General features: G+C 43.5%; 17 protein-coding genes. 15 read left to right on the top strand and 2 right to left on the bottom strand.

The window, feature by feature from the left end; translation table 11 throughout:
• Positions 1 to 9 precede the first annotated feature (9 nt).
• Positions 10 to 1,230 carry a nitronate monooxygenase family protein gene (locus FD973_RS09120; RefSeq protein WP_215323088.1) on the top strand — a complete coding sequence of 407 codons (1,221 nt, stop codon included), beginning with the start codon at positions 10 to 12 and terminating at the stop codon, positions 1,228 to 1,230.
• The gene (locus tag FD973_RS09115; RefSeq protein ID WP_251368765.1) at positions 1,211 to 3,628 is read left to right on the top strand and encodes an adenosylcobalamin-dependent ribonucleoside-diphosphate reductase; all 2,418 of its coding nucleotides are present in this window, start codon (positions 1,211 to 1,213) and stop codon (positions 3,626 to 3,628) included. The genes FD973_RS09120 and FD973_RS09115 overlap by 20 nt, the downstream gene beginning before the upstream one ends.
• 9 nt (positions 3,629 to 3,637) lie before the next feature.
• On the opposite strand, the gene FD973_RS11135 is transcribed toward FD973_RS09115, so the two are convergent.
• Together FD973_RS11135 and FD973_RS11130 are read right to left on the bottom strand one after the other, a co-directional pair.
• Entirely contained in the window at positions 3,638 to 3,967 is a 330-nt protein-coding gene (locus tag FD973_RS11135; RefSeq protein WP_371816859.1) for a hypothetical protein, read from the bottom strand.
• 1 nt (position 3,968) lies between these two features.
• On the bottom strand, positions 3,969 to 4,586 hold the full coding sequence (locus tag FD973_RS11130; RefSeq protein ID WP_215323079.1) for a hypothetical protein: 618 nt from the start codon (positions 4,584 to 4,586) through the stop codon (positions 3,969 to 3,971).
• A gap of 27 nt (positions 4,587 to 4,613) precedes the next feature.
• Between FD973_RS11130 and FD973_RS09100 the strand changes: the two genes are divergently transcribed.
• The 13 genes from FD973_RS09100 (at position 4,614) to tcuB (ending at position 21,962) form a co-directional block, all read left to right on the top strand.
• Complete coding sequence (locus FD973_RS09100) at positions 4,614 to 6,464, top strand: type IV pili methyl-accepting chemotaxis transducer N-terminal domain-containing protein (protein ID WP_215323078.1); 1,851 nt, start codon at positions 4,614 to 4,616, stop codon at positions 6,462 to 6,464.
• Positions 6,465 to 6,497: 33 nt separating this feature from the next.
• Entirely contained in the window at positions 6,498 to 7,157 is a 660-nt protein-coding gene (locus FD973_RS09095) for a response regulator (RefSeq protein ID WP_215323077.1), read from the top strand.
• 126 nt (positions 7,158 to 7,283) lie between these two features.
• Entirely contained in the window at positions 7,284 to 8,546 is a 1,263-nt protein-coding gene (locus FD973_RS09090; RefSeq protein WP_215323075.1) for a nitrate/nitrite transporter, read from the top strand.
• Positions 8,547 to 8,566: 20 nt separating this feature from the next.
• The gene (locus tag FD973_RS09085) at positions 8,567 to 9,949 is read left to right on the top strand and encodes a NarK family nitrate/nitrite MFS transporter (RefSeq protein WP_215323073.1); all 1,383 of its coding nucleotides are present in this window, start codon (positions 8,567 to 8,569) and stop codon (positions 9,947 to 9,949) included.
• A 19-nt stretch (positions 9,950 to 9,968) separates the two neighbouring features.
• Positions 9,969 to 13,742 carry a nitrate reductase subunit alpha gene (locus FD973_RS09080; protein WP_215323071.1) on the top strand — a complete coding sequence of 1,258 codons (3,774 nt, stop codon included), beginning with the start codon at positions 9,969 to 9,971 and terminating at the stop codon, positions 13,740 to 13,742.
• A 12-nt stretch (positions 13,743 to 13,754) separates the two neighbouring features.
• The gene (narH, locus tag FD973_RS09075) at positions 13,755 to 15,278 is read left to right on the top strand and encodes a nitrate reductase subunit beta (RefSeq protein ID WP_215323069.1); all 1,524 of its coding nucleotides are present in this window, start codon (positions 13,755 to 13,757) and stop codon (positions 15,276 to 15,278) included.
• Positions 15,279 to 15,287: 9 nt separating this feature from the next.
• Positions 15,288 to 15,965 carry a nitrate reductase molybdenum cofactor assembly chaperone gene (gene narJ / locus FD973_RS09070; protein WP_215323067.1) on the top strand — a complete coding sequence of 226 codons (678 nt, stop codon included), beginning with the start codon at positions 15,288 to 15,290 and terminating at the stop codon, positions 15,963 to 15,965.
• Entirely contained in the window at positions 15,962 to 16,663 is a 702-nt protein-coding gene (narI, locus tag FD973_RS09065; protein ID WP_215323065.1) for a respiratory nitrate reductase subunit gamma, read from the top strand. The genes narJ and narI overlap by 4 nt, the downstream gene beginning before the upstream one ends.
• 14 nt (positions 16,664 to 16,677) lie before the next feature.
• Entirely contained in the window at positions 16,678 to 17,352 is a 675-nt protein-coding gene (locus FD973_RS09060; RefSeq protein ID WP_215323063.1) for a carbonic anhydrase, read from the top strand.
• Positions 17,342 to 17,932, top strand: coding sequence for a nitroreductase (locus tag FD973_RS09055; RefSeq protein ID WP_251368764.1), 591 nt, complete (start codon positions 17,342 to 17,344; stop codon positions 17,930 to 17,932). Before FD973_RS09060 ends, FD973_RS09055 begins: the two co-directional genes overlap by 11 nt.
• Positions 17,933 to 17,971: 39 nt before the next feature.
• Complete coding sequence (locus FD973_RS09050; protein WP_215323061.1) at positions 17,972 to 18,517, top strand: HPP family protein; 546 nt, start codon at positions 17,972 to 17,974, stop codon at positions 18,515 to 18,517.
• A gap of 882 nt (positions 18,518 to 19,399) precedes the next feature.
• A complete protein-coding gene (gene tcuA / locus FD973_RS09045) occupies positions 19,400 to 20,830 on the top strand; it encodes an FAD-dependent tricarballylate dehydrogenase TcuA (protein ID WP_215323059.1) in 1,431 nt (476 codons plus the stop codon).
• Positions 20,817 to 21,962 (top strand): tricarballylate utilization 4Fe-4S protein TcuB, encoded by a 1,146-nt coding sequence (gene tcuB / locus FD973_RS09040; protein ID WP_215323058.1) that lies wholly within the window; start codon positions 20,817 to 20,819, stop codon positions 21,960 to 21,962. Before tcuA ends, tcuB begins: the two co-directional genes overlap by 14 nt.
• The last annotated feature ends 5 nt before the right edge of the window (positions 21,963 to 21,967 follow it).

Here is a 21,967-nt window from a genome sequence, read left to right as displayed (position 1 = left end):
GGTAATTCAATGACAACATTAATTCCGACTGACGTTATGGAGTTGCTTTCTAAGAGTGGCGTGTCTCCCTTGGTGATAAAAGGGAAAAACATATTGCCTATAGTGCAAGGTGGTATGGGCGTTGGAGTATCGGCTCATCGTTTAGCTGGTGCTGTGGCGAAAGCCGGTGGTGTAGGAACGATTTCGTCGATTGATTTGAGGCGTCTACATCCTGATTTAATGGAGCAAACCCAGCATCTCAAGCCGTGTTCTGAAAGTCGAGAGGCAATCAATGCGGCAAATATAGAGGCTTTGAGGCGTGAGATTCTTCAGGCCAAGAAAGATGCTGGTGGATTCGGTCTTATCGCCGTCAATGTGATGAAAGCCGTCAACGAATATGCTCAATATGTAAGATGTTCTTTAGAAAACGGCGCTGACATCATTGTGGTTGGCGCTGGATTGCCGCTGGATTTACCGGATTTAGCAGCGGATTATCCAGATGCACTTTTAATCCCCATTCTTTCTGAAGCTAGAGGTGTTCAATTATTAGTCAAGAAGTGGATGAAAAAAGGTCGCTTGCCAGATGCCATTGTGATTGAAAATCCCCGTTTAGCTGGCGGGCATGTTGGAGCATCAAGTGTTACAGATATTCATAACACTAAATTTGATTTTGAAAATGTTATCCCAGAGATACTCAAATTTTTTGAAGAAGCTGGAATTGTAGGAAAGATTCCTTTAATCGCTGCTGGAGGCATTTCAAGTCTTGAGGATATTAAGAGGCTTCAGGCTTTGGGTGCATCAGCAGTGCAGTTGGGTACCGCCTTTGCCGTTACTACTGAAGGTGACGCTGACGATGCATTTAAGCATGTCTTGGCTAACGCGAAAAAAGAAGACATCGTAGAGTTCTTAAGTGTCGCAGGCCTACCAGCCCGAGCAGTGAAGACTCCATGGCTTGGCAAATATCTCAAAGTAGAGAGTGTTCTCCAAGAAACGGCCCGTAAAAAACCACGCTGCACAATGGTATTTGATTGCCTGCATGACTGTGGTTTAAGGGATGGGAATAGTTCGTGGGGTCAATTTTGCATTGACAAAGTTCTAGGAAGCGCATTGGTGGGTAGCGTTCAAAAAGGACTTTTTTTTAGAGGCGCAGGTGCATTGCCATTTGGCACTCAAATTCGCCCAGTAATCGATTTAATTACAAGACTTTTATCTGATGTGGAGCCAATCGAATATGGTTATGCAGCCAATTAGCGTTGATGTATTAGCAGAAAAATATTTAAAAAGCGGAGAGACTGACGCAGATACGATTTTTAAGAGAGTCGCAAAAAGCCTGGCAGAAGTTGAAGATCCCGAAATTCAAGATGCAGTAGAAAAGCAATTTTTAGATAATTTTTATGCTGGCGCGATTGGAGCTGGGCGCATTATGAGTTCAGCCGGGACAAGCATTAAAGCAACCTTGATTAATTGCTTTGTGCAGCCGGTTGGGGATTGCATTCAGGATTCCGATGAAGATGGGTATCCAGGAATTTATGAAGCTTTAAAGCAGGCTGCAGAAACGATGCGTCGTGGCGGGGGTGTTGGCTATGACTTTTCCAGAATTCGTCCTAAAGGCGCTGAGGTAAAGGGAACGGCTTCGATCGCCTCTGGGCCATGCAGTTATATCAATGTCTTTGATCAGTCTTGCTCAACCGTAGAGAGTGCTGGCGCACGCAGAGGCGCGCAGATGGGTGTATTGCGCATTGATCATCCCGATGTATTGGAATTTATTACCGCCAAGAGAACGCCTGGACGCTGGAATAACTTTAATGTCTCTGTTGGAGTTTCTGATGAGTTTATGAAATTAGTTGGCTCTGATGGAGAGCTCGAGCTTTGTCATAAAGCTAAGCCATGTGAGGCGCTAATAGCTGCGGGAGCATATCAAAGAACAGATCGGTTCTGGGTATACAGAAAGGTAAGAGCAAGAGAGATTTGGGATGCGGTAATGCAATCTGCTTATGACTTTGCAGAGCCTGGCATTCTATTTTTAGATAATATCAATCGCGATAACAACTTGTACTATTGTGAGCGGATTGATGCTACTAACCCCTGTGGCGAACAACCATTACCTCCCTACGGTTGCTGCGATCTCGGGCCAATCATTCTGCCAAAGTTTGTTGTCCATCCCTTTGGTTTTGATGGCGAGCCTTATTTTGACTTTGAGCGATTTGCTCAAGTTGTCAAAGTACAAGTACGCATGTTAGATAACGTGTTAGATGCTACGTATTGGCCACTAGGTGAGCAAGGATTAGAGGCTCGCGCAAAAAGGCGTATTGGTGTTGGTTTTACTGGGCTTGGCGATGCTTTAATCATGTTAAAGCTTTCCTACAATAGCGCAGCAGCACGTATTAAAGCAGCGGAGATCGCTGAGAAGCTTCGTGATATTGCCTATAGCGCTTCAGTTGAATTAGCAAAAGAAAAAGGTCCATTTCCTGATTTGGACGTTGATCAATACCTTTCCGGTAGCAATTTTGCGAGTCGCTTGAACGATGTTTTAAAGGCAGATATTCGAAAGCATGGAATTCGTAATAGCCACTTACTTTCTATAGCCCCCACAGGAACAGTTAGCTTGGCATTTGCTGATAACGCATCCAATGGCATTGAGCCACCGTTTTCGTGGACCTATACCCGCAAAAAGAGAGAGGCCGATGGCACTACTAAAGAGTACGCGGTAGAGGATCATGCTTGGCGGGTGTACCGTGATTTAGGTGGGGATGTGAATAATCTTCCAGATTATTTTGTTACTGCACTGGAAATGTCTGCCGAAGATCATATATTAATGATGGAAGCTGTCCAGCCATATATTGATACTGCAATCTCCAAAACAGTGAATGTCCCCGCAGATTATCCTTATGAAAAATTTAAAGATCTGTACATCACCGCTTGGAAATCCCATCTAAAGGGATTGGCTACCTATAGACCCAATAATATTTTGGGTTCCGTTTTGCAGGTGACTCCATCTTCTACGGAAAATGATTTGCCAGCCATGGATGTGGATGAATTGCGTAGCAACCCATCTCGAAAAGTAATCGATCGACGCCCAGACGGGGAGTTGCCAGCGGTTGCTGAAAAAATTACCTATTGGACACAAGAGGGTAAAAAGACGCTTTATCTTGTTATTTCGTTCTTGGCTGTTGAAGGTTTAGTGGACGGTAAAAAAGCGAGCGTTGAGCGGGCTATTGAATTTTTTATGCCTGTAGGTCAAAGCGGTGAATCGCAACAGTGGATTACTTCTAGTATGCGGATGCTTTCCTTGGCGGCTCGTGGGGGATTTTTAGCCAGAGCGCTAAGCGATATGAAAAAAGTAGCTTGGGATAGAGGACCTGTGCGCTTAGGTACTAAGAAAAAGCAAGATGGTGCGTTAGCACCAATGTGGCATGACTCCGAAGTAGCTGCTGTTGCTTTTGCGATCGAAAATATTTTGGCTAAAAGAGGAATTGCCGAGTTCAAGTCGGCTGAAGATTTTGCGATTGGTGAAATCGATCCACAGAAAAGCACAGTAGGAAGTGTTATGGCTGGCAAAAAATGCCCAGATTGTGGGGCTCATGCCATGATCAAGAAAGATGGCTGTGATTACTGTACTAGTTGTGGGTACGTGGGGTCATGTGGATGACCACTTCTTTTAATAGAGCTGTCTTTTAATAAGCAGCACTAAGGTTCTTAGTAGCAAATAAAAAACGAGAGTTGTAGTTATCGTAATTGCGATTGTCGCCGCGGCATTGGGCCATCCGCCACGAATTACAGCCTCAATAATGCATGATGTGGTTGCGGCTGCAGGGAAGGCGAAAGACCAAAATCCAAATGAAAATGGAACTGCTGTCCACGATTTCCATCTAGTTAATACCGCAAATATAGGTCCAGAGGCAATGCCAAGCCCAACCAATACGGCATCCACAGGAATGTTGGGCCAGATGCTTACTGCGGTAATTGTGCTGACTGCGGCGGGGCCCATTTCAATGCCAATGGTTGATCGGTATTGGGGCGGTAATGGTCCAGCAAATAGGCGATGCAAGATTCGCATTTCTAATAAGGCCCATCCCCCAAACAAGATAGCCAAAGCCAGGCAACCCTATTGCAGTTAAAGCTGCGCCACCAACTAAACCGCCCGGAACAATTGGTAGATATAGGGCTGGCGTAACTTGATCGCTGGGCATATGGCCCATAGATAGTAAATTAACTACTCGCCATGCGATTGTCACTTGAATGATTAATGCAAACGCAGTTAAGGTGTATGCAAAAGTTGTGTACTCTGGAAATCTAGGGAAGAGTAAAGCAATGGCAAGCATTGTGCTAATTGGAAAGTAGGCCATCATTGGGCCTAAAACCGGATTTAAAAACTTCTCTTTAATTGCTTTTGGGTAAAAAATTGCTTTAATAATCCAGAGGGTCGCTAAGAAGCATAGAATGAAGAGACCAAGACCAAGAAAAAAGCGCTCAATCCAAAAGGTTGAAATTGAGGTGACGTGGGAGTATTTGCTCCAGGTAAATGAAAGGCTAAGTAGCCCTAAGGACATGCCAAATAGTCCAGGGTGGAGGCGGTGAAGCCAGTTGGGTTCTTTGTCTCTTTGCATAGTTGCTTTTAGGTATAGTTTTACTAAATGATGAATAGAGAATTTACCCTAAAAAAGAAGTTAACGTTTATTGGCGCTGCGCTGCTGGTGCTGGCCATGATATCGATCAGTTTTACTTTATGGGTGACCTGGAAGTTGGAGGGTGGTGCTGCAGCAATTAATGAAGCAGGTCGTATGCGCATGCAAACATATCAATTGGCTCTTTTGGTTAGCGAAGGTAATAAAGAAGCCGCCTCCAAGCTAATTCATAAGTTTGACGATAGCATCATTGCACTGAAATATGGTGACCCATCTAGACCGCTTTTTGTGCCGTGGAATAAAGTCAACCGAAATTATTTTGCCAGTATTTCTAGTCAATGGAATGCAATTAAGTCGGATTTAAGTGCTAAAAAATCAGAAGGCGTTTCTGTTGCGCAGGTTGATAATTTTGTCTCAAGCATTGATCGGTTTGTTGGTTCAATTGAGGGTGAGGTGGACTATTGGACTAATTTGCTTCATTTATTTCAGTTTGCGATGTTAGCTACCTCGTTGGTTGCTACGCTCTTAATTATGTATGTAGGCTACTCAGTAATTTTGGATCCAGTTGAAAAATTGCGAATTGGTTTTGAGAGCGTGAAATCTGGCAAGCTTAATACTCGAGTAAAAATTGATGCCCAGGATGAATTTGGTGATTTAGCTGCCGGATTTAATTCCATGACTGCCACCATAAGTGATTTGTATGGTGGTCTTGAGGCTAAAGTGAAAGAGAAGACATTGCACTTGCAGGAACGCCAAAATCGTTTACAGGCCTTGTATGATTTAAGTTCATTTGTATCGCGTGAAGATAACTTGGAAAGATTGGCCAAGGGATTTTCAGAGCGCATCATGAGTCTTAGCAAGGCTTCTGCAATTGCGATCCGTTGGACAGATGAGGCAAATCGTCGCTATTTTTTATTATCCGGTGCAAATCTTCCAAAAGCTATTACACATGAGGAGCAGTGCGTAGTTTCGGGTGATTGTTATTGTGGTCAATCTACTGGACTCAGTGAAGTTCAGGTTGTTACCTTTAATCCTAAAACGGAAGCAGAGCGTCATTGTGTACGAGCTGGTTATAAGACGCTCATTACTGTTCCGATTCTTTTTCAGCAAGACTTGCTAGGTGAAATTGATATTTTTTATTCTGACGAGGCTGATTTAGATCAAGATCAAAAGTCGCTATTTGAAACGCTTGCCCATCATCTAGCGGGAGCTATGGAGGCTGTGCGTATTAAAGCGATGGAAAAAGAGGCGGCTATATCTGAAGAGCGAAGTCTTTTGGCAAGAGAATTGCATGACTCGATTGCTCAATCGCTGGCATTTCTTAAGATGCAAGTTGGAATGTTAAAGGATGAATTGGTTGAGCCGGCCACCACTAAAGCGAAGAAAATTCTTGGCGAGCTAGATGAAGGTTTGCGCGAAAGCTATAGCGATGTTCGGGAGTTGTTGTTGCATTTTAGGACGCGCACTAATACTGAAGATATTGAAACGGCAATTCGAACCACCTTGCAAAAATTTGAACACCAATCAGATATTCATAGCGAACTAGAGATACATGGGCAAGGCTTACCTTTAGCGCCAGATGTTCAAATACAAGTAATGCATGTGATCCAAGAAGCTTTATCAAATATTCGCAAGCATTCCAAGGCCAAAAATGTGAAGGTGATTGTGAATCAGTCACCACAATGGGTATTTCAAGTTATAGATGACGGCATTGGCTTTTTGCTGGATGAAATTTCGATTGATAGCACGCATGTGGGTATGAGCATCATGAAAGAGCGGGCAATGAAGATTGGCGCTGATTTACAAGTCGAGGCAAATACTCCAGCGGGCACCAAAGTACTGCTAATATTGCCAGCATAAGTTGCCTAAGTAGAAAGGTGTGAGGGTGTAAGAGTGGAAAAGATTCATATACTGGTCGTTGATGACCACACCTTGTTTAGGCGCGGCTTAATTGCTTTACTGTCGCAAGCGCAAGATTTAGAGGTGATTGGAGAGGCTGGGGATGCCATTGAGGCCATTCGACTTTGTAAAACGTTAAAGCCCGACGTCATTTTGCTGGACAACCATTTGCCAGGCGCTAGCGGTATTCAGTCTTTGCCAGATATTTTCCATGCATCCCCTGAGTCAACGGTGATGATGCTCACTGTTAGTGAGGATGAAGGGGATTTAATTCAAGCGCTACAGAATGGGGCGCAGGGGTATTTGCTCAAAACTAGTGAAAAGGATGATTTATTGCTAGGCATTCGAAGAGCCTTCGCGGGCGAATCTGTCATCAGCAAAGAGATGACACATAAGCTTGTAAGTGCCTTCAAGACGAATAAGAAGTCTGATGAGCGTGCGACTAGCCCCTCGTTATTGACCAGCCTTTCTCCGCGAGAGCTTGAAACCGTGAAACTCATCGCCACTGGGTCAAGTAATAAAGAAATTGCTAGAGAGTTAGGTATTGCAGAAACAACTGTAAAAATTCATGTTCAGCACGTGCTTAGAAAGCTCAATCTTTCATCGCGCGTCCAAGTGGCTGTTTTTGCAAGTGCTGAGGGCATTACTTCTTAAGTAGTAGTCCTTTAGAACTATCTTCATTTATGGACATAGTTCGACTGCTTTTTAAAAGTAGTCTTTTGGGGGATATGCTCAGCATCTTCTAGTTTTGATAATCACTCATGAGATTAGGGGATATTCATGAGTACGACTACCAAAACCAGCAATAAAGCTTATTCAGTCCTGATTGTGAGCACCTTAGCGTTCACCGTATGTTTTATGGTGTGGATGATGTTTGGTGTTATTGGCATCCCAATCAAAAAAGCACTCAATCTAAATGCAACCCAATTCGGGTTATTGACGGCCACACCGATTCTGACCGGCTCATTAGTGCGTGTGCCTTTGGGAATCTGGACTGATCGTTACGGCGGTCGCATTGTGATGTTTATTTTGATGCTATCAACTGTCATCCCTATTTGGATGATGGCGTATGCAACAGAATATTGGCACTTTTTGACTATTGGGCTATTTGTTGGTTTGGCCGGAGGATCGTTTTCGGTTGGAACACCCTATGTTGCTAGATGGTTTCCAAAAAATCGCCAAGGCTTTGCAATGGGTGTGTATGGTGCTGGTAATTCTGGTGCTGCAGTAAATAAGTTTGTTGCGCCAGCCCTAGTGGTGGCTTTTGGGTGGACGATGGTTCCCCAGGTTTACGCTGCTGTGATGCTCGGTATGGCAATCCTGTTTTGGATGTTTAGCGCCAGCGATCCCTCACATTTAGTATCAAGCAATATTTCTTTTAAAGATCAATTAAAGGCGCTTAAAGATCCAAAGGTGCTTCGCTATTGCCAGTATTACAGCATTGTTTTTGGTGGCTATGTTGGTTTAAGTCTTTGGATGGTGCAGTACTACGTTGGTGAGTTTGGTCTAGAAATTCGTACTGCAGCGCTATTGGCCGCTTGCTTTTCGCTTCCTGGTGGAGTCTTAAGGGCGATTGGCGGCTGGCTTTCGGATAAGTATGGTGCTCATCAAGTTACCTGGTGGGTAATGTGGGTTAGTTGGGTTTGCCTTTTCCTTTTGTCTTATCCACAAACTGATTTCACGATTCAAACCATCAATGGTCCACAGACCTATCACATTGGCTTAAACATCTACGCCTTCACAACATTGATGGCGATATTGGGCGTTGCTTGGGCGTTTGGTAAAGCTAGCGTTTTCAAATATATCGGCGATGACTATCCAAACAATATTGGAACTATTTCTGGAATTGTGGGTCTAGCGGGTGGATTGGGTGGATTCATTTTGCCAATCATGTTTGGAGCAATTTTAGATATTACCGGCATACGCTCTAGCGCATTCATGTTGATGTATGGAGTGGTCTGGGTTTCATTGATTTGGATGTATTTAACTGAAGTTCGTAAGACTGAAGTAATGGGTGAGAAATCACTTAATCCCACCCATTAATCATTATAGAAAGGCACAAAATGTCCTCCACAGTAATTACCCGTTGGGAACCAGAGAATAAAGAATTCTGGCAATCTACTGGAAAATCAATTGCAAAACGCAATCTGATTATTTCGATCCCTGCATTAACCTTGGCGTTTGCGGTTTGGATGGTCTGGTCAGTAGTGGTAGTGAATCTGCCAAATGTTGGATTTAAGTTTTCAACTAATCAACTTTTCTGGTTGGCATCATTGCCTGCGCTATGCGGCGCTACATTACGCATTTTTTATTCTTTTGCTGTTCCTATTTTTGGTGGAAGACGATGGACTGCCATTTCTACGGCATCACTTTTGATTCCAGCAATAGGTATTGGGTTTGCAGTTCAAAACCCAGCAACTCCTTATGAATTCTTTATTGCTTTGGCCTTGTTGTGTGGTTTAGGCGGTGGTAATTTCGCATCTTCAATGGCGAATATTAGTTTTTTCTATCCTAAAGCTCAGAAGGGAACAGCTTTAGGTCTGAATGCTGGATTGGGTAATTTGGGTGTTTCGATCGTTCAGTTAGTCGTACCATTGGTCATTACTGCAGGAGTTTTTGGTGCATTGGGTGGTGAGTCACAGACGGTTACCAAGGCAGGGCAGCAAGTACCAATGTGGTTGCAAAACGCTGGTTTTATTTGGGTGCCATTTATTGCAGCAGCAGCAATCGCAGCATGGTTTGGTATGAATGATTTGGCTGAAGCAAAAGCTTCGTTTGCTGATCAGGCTGTGATCTTTAAGCGCAAACATAACTGGCTAATGTGCTGGTTGTATTTGGGCACCTTCGGTTCATTCATCGGATACTCCGCTGGATTTCCATTGTTAATTAAAAGCCAATTTCCCGGCGTCAATGCCTTGAGTTATGCCTGGCTTGGTCCTTTGGTGGGTGCTTTAGCGCGTCCATTCGGCGGCTGGCTGGCGGATAAATTAGGCGGCGCTCGCGTGACATTCTGGAACTTTATTGCAATGGGTGCTGGTGTATTTGCCGTCTTGAATTTTTTACCTTCACAAGGTGCTGGCGGTAATTTCTATGGATTTCTCTTCGCTTTCATGTTGCTATTTGCTACATCAGGTATTGGTAATGGCTCGACATTCCGCATGATTCCAGTCATTTTCCTGACAGAGCGTCAACGTGCCGCCGGAAACAATCCAGCTGATAAAGAGCAGGCAATTCGTGATGCCAATAAAGAGGCTGCGGCTGTATTGGGATTTAGCTCTGCGATTGGCGCTTATGGTGGATTCTTTATTCCTAAAAGCTATGGAACATCTATTGCAGCTACAGGTGGTCCTGAAGCCGCCTTGTATTCATTCATTATTTTTTACGTCACATGTACTTTGATTACTTGGTGGTACTACAGCCGTAAAAACGCACCAATGCCTTGCTAAGAACATTTAAAGGATTGATATGAGCCATTTTTTAGATCGCCTGAAATTTTTATCTACAGATACTGAATCATTTTCGGAGGGGCATGGGAAGGTCACTGGCGAAGACCGTACATGGGAGGATGCTTACCGATCACGTTGGCAGCACGATAAGATCGTGCGCTCAACCCATGGCACCAACTGTACTGGTTCATGCTCTTGGAAAATTTACGTTAAGGGCGGTATCGTAACTTGGGAAACACAGCAAACAGATTACCCACGTACTAGGCCAGATCTTCCGAACCATGAACCGCGCGGTTGTGCACGCGGTGCGAGTTATAGCTGGTATATGTATAGCGCTAATCGCGTGAAGTATCCAATGATTCGCGGCAAGTTGTTAAAACAATGGCGAGAAGTGCGAGCAGTTGCAAAAAGTCCAGTAGATGCCTGGGCAACATTAGTTGAAAGTGATGCCAAAAGAAAAACCTGGCAAGAAATGCGCGGTAAAGGCGGCTTTGTTCGCACATCATGGGATGAAGTAAATGAAATCATTGCCGCTGCCAATGTGTACACCATTAAAAAGCATGGCCCAGATCGTATTATCGGTTTCTCACCAATTCCAGCGATGTCGATGGTGAGTTATGCCGCTGGTTCACGTTACTTAAGTCTAATAGGCGGCGTATGCATGAGTTTTTACGATTGGTATTGCGATTTGCCGCCAGCTAGCCCACAAATTTGGGGTGAGCAAACGGACGTGCCTGAATCAGCTGATTGGTATAACTCGACATACATCATTGCCTGGGGTTCCAATGTCCCGCAAACAAGAACTCCTGATGCGCACTTTTTCACTGAAGTTCGCTACAAGGGCGCTAAGACAGTAGCAATTACTCCGGACTATGCCGAAGTTTCAAAATTGGCTGATATCTGGATGCACCCAAAGCAAGGCACTGATGCTGCGATCGCAATGGCGATGGGTCATGTGATTTTGAAAGAGTTTTATTTCAATAAGCGCACTGAATATTTTGATGACTATGTGCGTCGCTACACTGATATGCCAAATCTGGTTGTGTTAGAAGAAAAGACGCTTGAAGACGGCAGAACAGTATTGGTACCTGGTCGATATGCTCGCACAAGTGACTTCGAAGGTAATTTAGGTCAAACCAATGGATCTGAGTGGAAAACGGTAGCGTTAGATACTGCTGGCAAGCCTGTAGTTCCATATGGCTCAATTGGTTTTAGATGGGGCCAAGAAGGTCGTAAAGATCAAGGCAAATGGAATCTTGAGTCCAAAGAAGCGCATCATGATAACGAGGTAACCCTCAAGTTGTCTTTGATGGAGGATCAGGCGATTCATGATGTGGTGCCTGTTGGATTCCCTTACTTTGGCGGTATTGACACGCCTCACTTTGATGTGAATAAGCAAAGCGATGTTTTAGTGCGTAATATCCCTGCTAAAAAAATGTCCTTTGTTGAGAATGGAGCTTCAAAAGAAGTTTATGTAGCAACTGTTTTCGATTTATTGGCTGGCAATTATGGCATTGATAGAGGTTTGGGCGGCGATTGCGCAAAATCATACGATGACAACGTGCCTTATACGCCAGCATGGCAAGAATCAATCACTGGCGTTAAACGTGATCAAGTAATCGCCGTTGCACGTCAGTTTGCCGACAACGCTGAGAAGACTAAAGGTAAGTCCATGGTCATTATTGGTGCCGCCATGAACCATTGGTACCACTGTGATATGAACTATCGCGGCATTATCAATATGTTGATGATGTGCGGCTGTATTGGTCAAAGCGGTGGTGGTTGGGCGCACTATGTTGGACAGGAAAAACTGCGCCCACAAACAGGCTGGACCGCATTAGCATTTGCGTTGGATTGGATTCGTCCACCACGCCAACAGAACTCTACTAGCTTCTTCTATGCTCATACCGATCAGTGGCGTTATGAAAAATTGGGTATGGAGGAAGTGTTATCTCCTCTAGCGAATAAAGATGACTATAAAGGCAGCATGATTGACTACAACGTTCGTGCTGAGCGAATGGGGTGGTTGCCTTCAGCTCCTCAGCTCAAAACTAATCCTTTGAATGTTGTTAAAGAAGCAATTGCTGCTGGTGAAGATCCAAAGGAGTATGCGGTTAAGAGCCTTAAAGCTGGCTCCCTAGAGATGAGTTGCGAGGACCCTGATCACCCAAATAACTGGCCACGCAATATGTTTGTATGGCGTTCAAATATTTTGGGCTCATCAGGCAAGGGCCATGAGTACTTCTTAAAGCACCTATTAGGTACAAGCCATGGAGTGCAGGGCAAGGATTTAGGCAAGGATGAGGCACGGCCATCTGAGGTTGAGTGGCACGACAAAGCACCAGAAGGCAAGTTGGATTTATTGGTTACGCTCGATTTCCGGATGAGTACAACTTGCTTGTATTCAGATATCGTTTTACCAACTGCAACATGGTATGAAAAAAATGATTTGAATACCAGTGACATGCATCCATTTATCCATCCTTTATCTACAGCAGTAGATCCTGCATGGGAAGCGCGCAGTGACTGGGAAATTTACAAAGGATTTGCTAAAAAGTTCTCCGAAGTATGTGTTGGACATCTTGGAGTGGAAAAAGAAATTGTTCTTACCCCATTAATGCATGACACCCCTGCAGAATTGGCGCAAGCATTTGATGTGCAGGAATGGAAAAAAGGCGAATGCGACTTAATCCCAGGAAAAACTGCTCCACAGATGACCGTGGTGGAAAGGGATTATCCAAATACCTTTAATCGATTTACCGCTCTTGGCCCGCTAATGGATAAGGTTGGCAATGGTGGCAAAGGAATCGCCTGGGATACGAAAGTTGAGGTCGAGCAGCTACGTGAGCTTAATGGCAAAGTTGAGCACGGCGAAATGGCGGGCATGGCAAAAATCTCCACAGATATTGATGCTGCTGAAGTGGTTTTAATGCTAGCTCCCGAAACTAACGGGCACGTAGCTGTTAAAGCTTGGGATGCGCTTTCAAAAATCACCGGTCGTGAACACGCCCATTTAGCCCTGCATCGCGAAGACGAAAAAATTCGGTTCCGTGATATCCAGGCTCAGCCAAGAAAAATTATTAGCTCGCCTACATGGTCAGGTTTAGAAAGTGAGAAAGTTTCTTATAACGCAGGCTACACCAATGTTCATGAATACATTCCATGGAGAACACTCACTGGTCGTCAGCAGTTTTATCAAGATCACAAGTGGATGAGAGCATTTGGCGAAGGGTTCGTTTCATACAGACCGCCAGTTGACTTGAAGACCATTGGTGAGGTTGAAGGTATTAAGCCAAATGGGAATAATGAAATTGTGCTTAATTTCATTACACCGCACCAAAAGTGGGGCATTCATTCAACATACAGCGACAACTTGATGATGTTGACTTTAAATCGCGGTGGCCCAGTGGTTTGGTTGAGTGAAGACGATGCTGCAAAAGCAGGCATTGTCGATAACGACTGGGTTGAGTTGTACAACACGAATGGCGCAATTGCAGCTAGAGCAGTGGTAAGTCAACGGGTAAACCCAGGAATGATCATGATGTATCACGCGCAGGAAAAGATTATTAATACTCCTGGATCAGAAATTACGGGTATGCGTGGTGGAATTCATAACTCAGTAACGAGAATTGTTCTTAAGCCTACTCACATGATTGGTGGTTATGCCCAATTAAGTTACGGATTTAACTATTACGGAACGATTGGCACGAATCGCGATGAATTTGTGAAGGTTCGAAAAATGCGAAATATTGATTGGCTTGATAGTGAAAATGCCAACACAGTTCAAGCGTAACGGAGAAATAAGATGAAAATTCGCGCACAAATTGGCATGGTTTTGAACTTGGATAAGTGTATTGGTTGTCACACTTGTTCAGTTACTTGTAAACAAGTTTGGACCAACCGTCCTGGCATGGAATACGCTTGGTTCAATAACGTGGAGTCAAAGCCTGGCATTGGATATCCTAAAAACTGGGAAGATCAAGAGAAATGGAAGGGTGGCTGGAAGCGTAAAAGCAATGGCAAGATTGAGCCTAAACAAGGTGGTAGATCCAAGATTTGGATGAATTTATTTGGCAATCCAAATCTGCCTGAAATTGATGATTACTATGAGCCATTTACATTTGACTATGAGCATCTTCAGTCAGCACTAGAATCAAAGGCGGCTCCAACAGCACGACCACGTAGTTTGATTACTGGCAAGCGGATGGAAAAGATTGAATGGGGTCCAAACTGGGAAGAAATTCTTGGTGGTGAGTTCGTCAAACGAAGTAAAGATTCAAACTTTGATCAAATGCAAAAAGATGTATGGGGTCAGTTTGAAAATACCTTCATGATGTATATGCCAAGGCTTTGCGAGCATTGCCTAAATCCAGCATGCGTTGCATCATGCCCATCAGGTTCTATATACAAACGTGAAGAAGATGGCATTGTTCTGATTGATCAAGATAAATGTCGCGGCTGGCGTATGTGCGTATCAGCCTGCCCATACAAAAAGATTTATTACAACTGGAAGAGCGGCAAAGCAGAGAAGTGTATTTTCTGCTATCCACGTATCGAGGCTGGTCAACCTACGGTATGTTCTGAAACCTGCGTTGGACGTATCCGGTATTTGGGGGTGATGTTGTATGACGCTGATCAAATTGAAAATGCTGCCAGCGTTGAAAATGAAAAGGATCTCTATAACGCTCAATTAAAAGTATTTTTAGATCCAAACGATCCTGAAGTTCAAAAGCAAGCCTTATTGGATGGCGTTCCACCTTCATGGGTTGAATCAGCAAAGAAAAGCCCTGTATACAAGATGGCGATGGATTGGAAGATCGCATTACCGCTCCACCCTGAATACAGAACCTTGCCGATGGTTTGGTATGTTCCACCATTGTCTCCAGTAACAGGTGCAGTCGAAGCTGGTTATGTTGGTGTCAATGGACATATTCCTGATGTGAAGCAATTGCGTATACCAGTTCAGTATCTAGCCAATATGTTGACGGCTGGTGATGAGGCGCCGGTCGTGTCTGCTCTTGAGAAGATGTTGGCAATGCGCGCATGGCAACGGGATAAGCATGTAGACGGAACCAGAAATCTAGAAGCTATTAAACAGGCCGGCATATCTGAAGATCAGGTTGAGGATATGTATCAGATTATGGCAATTGCAAACTACGAAGATCGTTTTGTGATTCCAACTTCGCACCGAGAGTACGCTGAAAACACTTTTGATATGAAAGGTGGCTGTGGATTTACTTTCGGTAATGGCTGTTCTGATGGCGACTCTGAATTAAGCTTATTCGGCGGCACAAAACGTCGGACTATTCCAATCAAGCCTGCAGTGTAAGGAGAAAGAATGAAACATTCATTACCTTTAAGAGCGTTATCTAGATTGCTGCAATATCCCGATCAGGAATTGATGGAGCATTTAACTGAAGTTGCTGAGGCTTTAAATGGCATGCCAAAGCTAAGTAAGAAGGTGCATGGCGGTTTGGTAGATTTTGTAAATTCTTTGCAAACATCTGATTTATTTGATTCACAAGAAAACTATGTAGAGTGCTTTGATCGCGGCAGAGCAACCTCTTTGCATCTATTTGAGCATGTCCATGGAGACTCACGTGAGCGAGGTCAGGCAATGGTGGATTTGCTGCAAACTTATAAAGAAGGTGGTTTGCAATTAAGCGCCAATGAGTTGCCTGATCATTTACCCATCATTCTTGAGTTTGCTTCAACGCTTCCATTGGACCAGGCTAAGCAATTTATTGGCGAAATGGCTCACATTTTGAACGCAGTGTATTCAACTTTGGTATCTCGTAATAATCAGTATGCATGGCTAATTGCTGCTGCCATTGAGTTTTCAGGTGAAAAGTTCAAGATTGTTGACTTAAAACCTGAAGAAAATTCTATGGATGAGGAGTGGGCGGAGCCACCAGCATTTAGCGGTTGCTCCACGCGAGGTCAATCTAAACCAGGGGAAGCGCAACCAATGCACTTTGTGAAGCGCGCAAAAGAATTAGAGGGAGTTCAGTCATGAGCTATTTAGATACTTTTATTTTTGGAATTTACCCATACATCTGCCTGACAGTTTTTTTTGTAGGTAGCTTAATTCGATTTGATCGAGACCAATACACCTGGAAAAGCGATTCTAGTCAGCTATTACGTAAAAAACAGTTGCGCATAGGAAGTATCTTTTTTCATGTTGGAGTTTTATTCTTATTTTTCGGCCATTTCTTTGGAATGCTAACGCCGCACTTCTTGTATGAGCCATTCATTACTGCAGGGCAAAAGCAAGTAATGGCTATGGCAACAGGAGGTATTGCTGGAACGTTTGGGTTTATTGGTCTGACGATTCTGTTACATCGTCGTTTAACAGATGATCGCATTAGAGCGACTTCAAAAACTAGCGATATTTTGATTGCTGTCATTTTGTGGTTTCAGCTTTTGCTTGGACTTGCGACCATCCCGCTTTCAGGGCAACATTTAGATGGCTCAATGATGATGAAATTCGCTGGTTGGGCTCAAGATATCGTTACCTTTAATTCAGGCGCAGTTGCTCTGCTGAGTGGTGTTGATTGGGTATTTAAGTTGCATATGTTTTTGGGTATGACTATCTTTTTAATTTTCCCATTTACTCGCTTAGTGCACATTTGGAGCGGCTTTGCATCTGTAACTTATTTGGTAAGACCATATCAAATAGTGCGTAGTCGCCGCCTCGGTATTGGGCGTAAGTAAGGTTTGGATTGACGATGCCAGATGAGCTATTAGAGCGACTAAGAAAGTTTCGTACAGAATACTTTCCTGCGCATCGTCAAGAGTTTGAATCTCTTATAGAGCAGGGGCAATCGCCAAAAACTTTATTTTTAGGTTGCTCTGATTCAAGAATTGTTCCTTATCTGTTAACTGGAACTGGCCCTGGGGATTTATTCATTCTTCGTAATGTTGGGGCTATTGTTCCTCCGTATGATGGTTCTTATGGTATTCATGGTACGGCTGCAGGAATTGAATTTGCTGTAATGCAATTGAAAGTTAGCAGAATTGTAGTTTGTGGGCATAGTCATTGTGGGGCGGTAAGGTCAGCCTATGAAGGGGTGCCCAGAGAAGCAATTAACTTAACCGCTTGGTTGGACTTGATTAAGGAAGCCCTTTTGCCGGTTAGGCAAACTCCAGAGGCATTAAGGAGGGTGGAGCAACGCTCTATTGTTCTGCAACTTGAGCGGCTGATGGACTACCCCATGGTTCGCGCACAAGTGGAAAAGAAAAAGTTAACTTTACATGGTTGGTATTACGTTATCGAAGATGGCGAAGTTCAAGTTTTTGATGTAACTGCTGGCAAATTTATTCCGGCACATTCTGCAGATAACTGTGGAACAGGCCCTTATTTAGACGATCAATTTGATGGAGAGATCAAGCATGCCAAATAATTCAATGACAGAAATGGCCGCAGCGCTAATTTCTTCACGTCAGTCATATTTGCCTAAACGTTTATTCCAGCCAGGGCCTTCACAAGAGCAGTTGGATTTAATGTTTTCGATGGCTGCTACAGCTCCAGATCACAATCTAACGAGACCTTGGAGGTTTGTAATTTGCCCATTGGAGTGCAGGGGGTTGCTGGCTGATGCATTTGCAAAATCACTTGTTGAGCGCGATCCGGATGCCACCGAACAGCAGATTCAAGATGCTATGGTTAAGGCGCATAGAGCGCCGTTGGTGATGTTGGCAATTGTCAATGCCAGGGGAACAGAGTCAGAAGTTCCTCCTAGTGAGCGCATTATTTCAGCGGGTTGTGCTATTCAGAATATTTTTCTGATGGCAAATGCTATGGGGTTTGGTGCCAGCCCTACTAGCGGTAAATCTATGTATATGAAGCCTGTTAGAGATCTGTTTGGCTTAAAAGATCATGAGGATCCCTTATGCTTTATTAATATTGGAACGCCTGATCGAGCAACTCCTGCTAAACCGCGAATGATCCCTACTGAATTTGTTACTACTCTCAAGTATTAGCATTTGTCTTTCCTTTGGGGTATCTGATACATTTCAGGTATGAAGAAAATAGAATGGGAAAAGGTGCGTGCGTATATAAAAAAATGTATCCCACCAGATCCATATGGCTTTAGTTGGCTAGATATCTTAAGAGTCTGTTTTGGGCTAGATGTCTTAATTATGGCCGTTGTCCTTGTTAATGAATTTGTTGGGCCAGCAGATAAATCAATGGAAATTAATGCTGTTTTTTTGGTAACAGCACTAATGATCTTATTGATGCCAGCCAGTCCAATGTTTCATCCAAAAACTATTATTGAGGGAAATGTTGTCTCTGCGCTGTTGGCTTCCGCAAGCATTTATATCTTTCCTGAGTCAAATATTGCGATGATCCTAAGTGTTTCTGCTTCAGCAATTGCAATGTATGCATTGAAGTGTTTTCAGCCAACCGCTCTAATGCTAGCACTCTTCATTTCAACGGGAAAAATTACTAACTATTACTTTGCTTTATATCCTGTTTTTGCAGACTCAGTTGTATTGGTTATCGTTGCGTATATATATGGGCAGATTACGAAGCATCCATACCCGGCAAAGATCAAATCACAATAAGCCTGAAAGCAGTGCAACATATTTAATCTAGATCAAAGGCTATTTTCTTAGATGCTATAGATTGGTGGCTGTATATATGGCTGGAGGAGGCGAAATGAAAACAAATGATTCTTGTCCGTTAGATGGTAGTTGGATGCGCGATTCCTGTACTACGTACCAAAATCAGAAAAATAGCGGCACTTTAGCTAACTGCCAGCACCGAAATAGTTGCGCTAACGCAAGGAAATTGGTTGAGTCGGATGTTAATGAGTCCGTTGCCATTTCTAAAAGAGTGCTAGTAGATCAAATTCCCCATATTTTTGAAGACAAGTCTTGACTACTAATATCAATTTGAGGGGCTGAATTATTCTATGGCTGAGAATGGTCAGACATCTAAAATTTGTCCTAGCTGTGGAATGTTAATTCCCGTTAATCGTTTGCAGACAATCATCTCTCGAAGTCGAGGCAAAATTACAAAAACACTACGTTGCCATAGATGCATTGAAAATAGAGCGATAGCTAATAAAGCAAGGCAACTGCAAAATTAATAAGCGTTACTTTAAGTAACGCTTATTTCTTCTCTAAAAGCACTTTGGAGCAACGAAGTGTGAAATGGTTGCTGTAAAAATCCTGTGGTTTTCAAAACCAAAGACTGAGAAAGTAATTCTTAAATGATGAGTTATTTCACTACACAAAACACTACACACCGATAATCAGGCGACGTAACCTCTTGAAATCCTAATGGTTTTCTTTGGTTGTCTGCTCTCATAATCCTTTGGTCCCAGGTTCAAGTCCTGGTGGGCCCACCAGAAAAGCAAACCCTCATCAGCAATGGTGGGGGTTTTCTTCATTTAAGTTTATATTTCACCTATCAACATAAAAGTTCTTTTGGATGTTAGTAATATGGGTTTTCAAGTAAAACAATCACTAGATGTGCTGGTTATTGGCGGGGGTAACGCTGCTCTTTGTGCCGCCATCACTGCTAGAGAAGTTGGAGCGTCCGTATTAATTTTGGAAGCTGCCCCAAAAGAATGGCGGGGCGGTAACTCTGCTCATACCCGCAATATTCGCGCTATGCATGAACAGCCAGAAGATGTCATGCTGGAAACGTATCCAGAGGAAGAGTATTGGCAGGATGTCTTAAAAGTGACCAGTGGTAAGACAGATGAGAGATTGGCAAGATTTGTCATACGTGGGTCAGCCCAATGTCGCAAATGGATGTCCCAGCATGGAGTGCACTTTCAGCCACCTTTATCAGGGACTCTCAATCTATCCCGTACCAATGCATTTTTTATGGGTGGAGGCAAAGCATTGGTCAATGCCTATTACCGAAGCGCTGAAAAGTTGGGTGTAAAAATTCGCTATAACTCTCCTGTAGATTCTGTTGAAATCCAAGATGGAAAATTTATAGCCGCCTATGTGGGTGACGAGCGAATTGAAGCCAAGACTTGTGTCTTAGCGGCTGGTGGTTTTGAGTCAAACCGTGAGTGGCTTAAAGAGGCTTGGGGTGTCAATGAGTATGGCGAGTCACCAGCTGATAATTTTTTAATACGCGGAACTCAATATAACAAAGGTGTTTTGCTCAAGCAATTAATAGACTTGGGTGCGGATTCTGTTAGCGATCCAACGCAGGCGCATATGGTTGCGGTAGATGCTCGCGCACCTTTATATGATGGTGGCATATGCACTCGCATCGATGCAGTTTCATTTGGAATTGTGGTGAATAAAAATGCTCAGCGTTTCTCTGACGAGGGTGAGGACTTTTGGCCGAAGCGTTATGCTTTCTGGGGAAGATTGGTTGCGCAGCAGCCTGGCCAAATTGGCTACTCGATAATTGATTCAAAAGTATTGGGTCGTTTTATGCCGCCGGTATTTCCAGGTGAAAAAGCTGATACCTTGGAAGAATTGGCAGAGAAGCTGGGTTTAGATCCGAACGCATTAGTGCAAACAGTAAGAACTTATAACGCAGCATGTAGAGTAGGTACCTTTGATCATACGATTATGGATGACTGCCATACTATAGGTTTAGAGCCACCCAAAACACACTGGGCGTTGCCAATTGATAGAAGTCCTTTTTATGGCTATGCGGTTCGTCCTGGCGTTACATTTACCTATTTAGGCTTAAAAACCGATGAATCTGCAGCGGTACGTTTTAATAATCAACCAAGCGAAAATTTATTTGTAGCTGGCGAAATGATGGCTGGCAATGTGCTTGGTAAAGGTTATGCGGCGGGGATTGGTATGGCTATAGGGACAGTATTTGGTCGTGCAGCAGGAGGCGAGGCGGCAAAAGCGGCAATTCATCAAAAAGGTCATACTCATGCAGCAAATTAAATCCTTAATTGCTGAAGCTAGCGCCTTGGTTTCAAATGCGCCGGAGGTGGAAGCGGCACGCATGTTGACTATTTGTAATTCTTGTCGGTACTGCGAAGGATTTTGCGCGGTATTTCCTGCGATGACGCGCAGGATAGAGTTTTTGCCTGCCGATGTAAATTACATGGCAAATCTTTGTCATAACTGTGGAGCATGCTTACATGCTTGCCAATATGCCCCTCCCCATGAGTTTGCTATAAATATTCCAAAGGTGATGGCTCAAGTACGCAAAGACACCTATATTGCTTATGCGTGGCCAAAATCCTTTGGCTCTTTATATAGAAAAAATGGTGTAGCCGTCTCAATGGCTGTTTCTTTCTCGCTCATTTTATTTTTGCTACTTACACTAGCGGTTAATGGAACTTTATCTTCAGAACCGCTTCAGGGTAATTTTTACGCCATCTTTTCTCACAATACGCTGGCAATCATGTTTGGTGCAGTTTTTGGATTTTCAATTCTTGCTCTATGGATTGGTCTTCAGAATTTCTGGCGTGGCATTTCACCAGGCATAAGCTCGGGTAATGCAGTAGCTGAAGCTACACACGATGCTTTGACCTTGAAGTATCTTGGTGGAGGTCATGGAGAGGGTTGCAATAATGAAGATGATGCGTTTACTTTGTGGCGTAAGCGGTTTCATCACTTCACCTTCTATGGATTTATGCTTTGCTTTGCGGCAACTAGCGTAGCAACCTTGTATCACTATTTATTAGGCTTGCATGCTCCATATGCCCTCAATAGCTTGCCCGTAATTTTAGGAACGCTGGGTGGCATTGGATTGTTAATTGGTCCTGCAGGTTTGCTATATTCAAATTTCAAACGAAATGCTGAGCATGGCGATGCTTCTCAAAAGCCAATGGATAGAGCATTTATTGTGTTGCTATTTTTGATTAGCGCCTCAGGTTTGGCTCTTCTAGCGTATCGTGATACTAGTGCAATGCCAGCATTACTAGCTATTCATTTAGGTTTTGTCATGGGTTTCTTTTTGACTATGCCTTATGGAAAATTTGCCCATGGTTTCTATAGACTTGCTGCGCTTTTAAAGAATGCAATTGAAAAGCGTCAACCTAACAAGCTTGGTTTGGGTGGGGAGTAGTAAAA

This window comes from Polynucleobacter sp. MWH-Braz-FAM2G (genome assembly GCF_018687635.1).
Lineage (GTDB): Bacteria > Pseudomonadota > Gammaproteobacteria > Burkholderiales > Burkholderiaceae > Polynucleobacter.
This window is presented reverse-complemented; position numbering and strand designations above follow the sequence as displayed.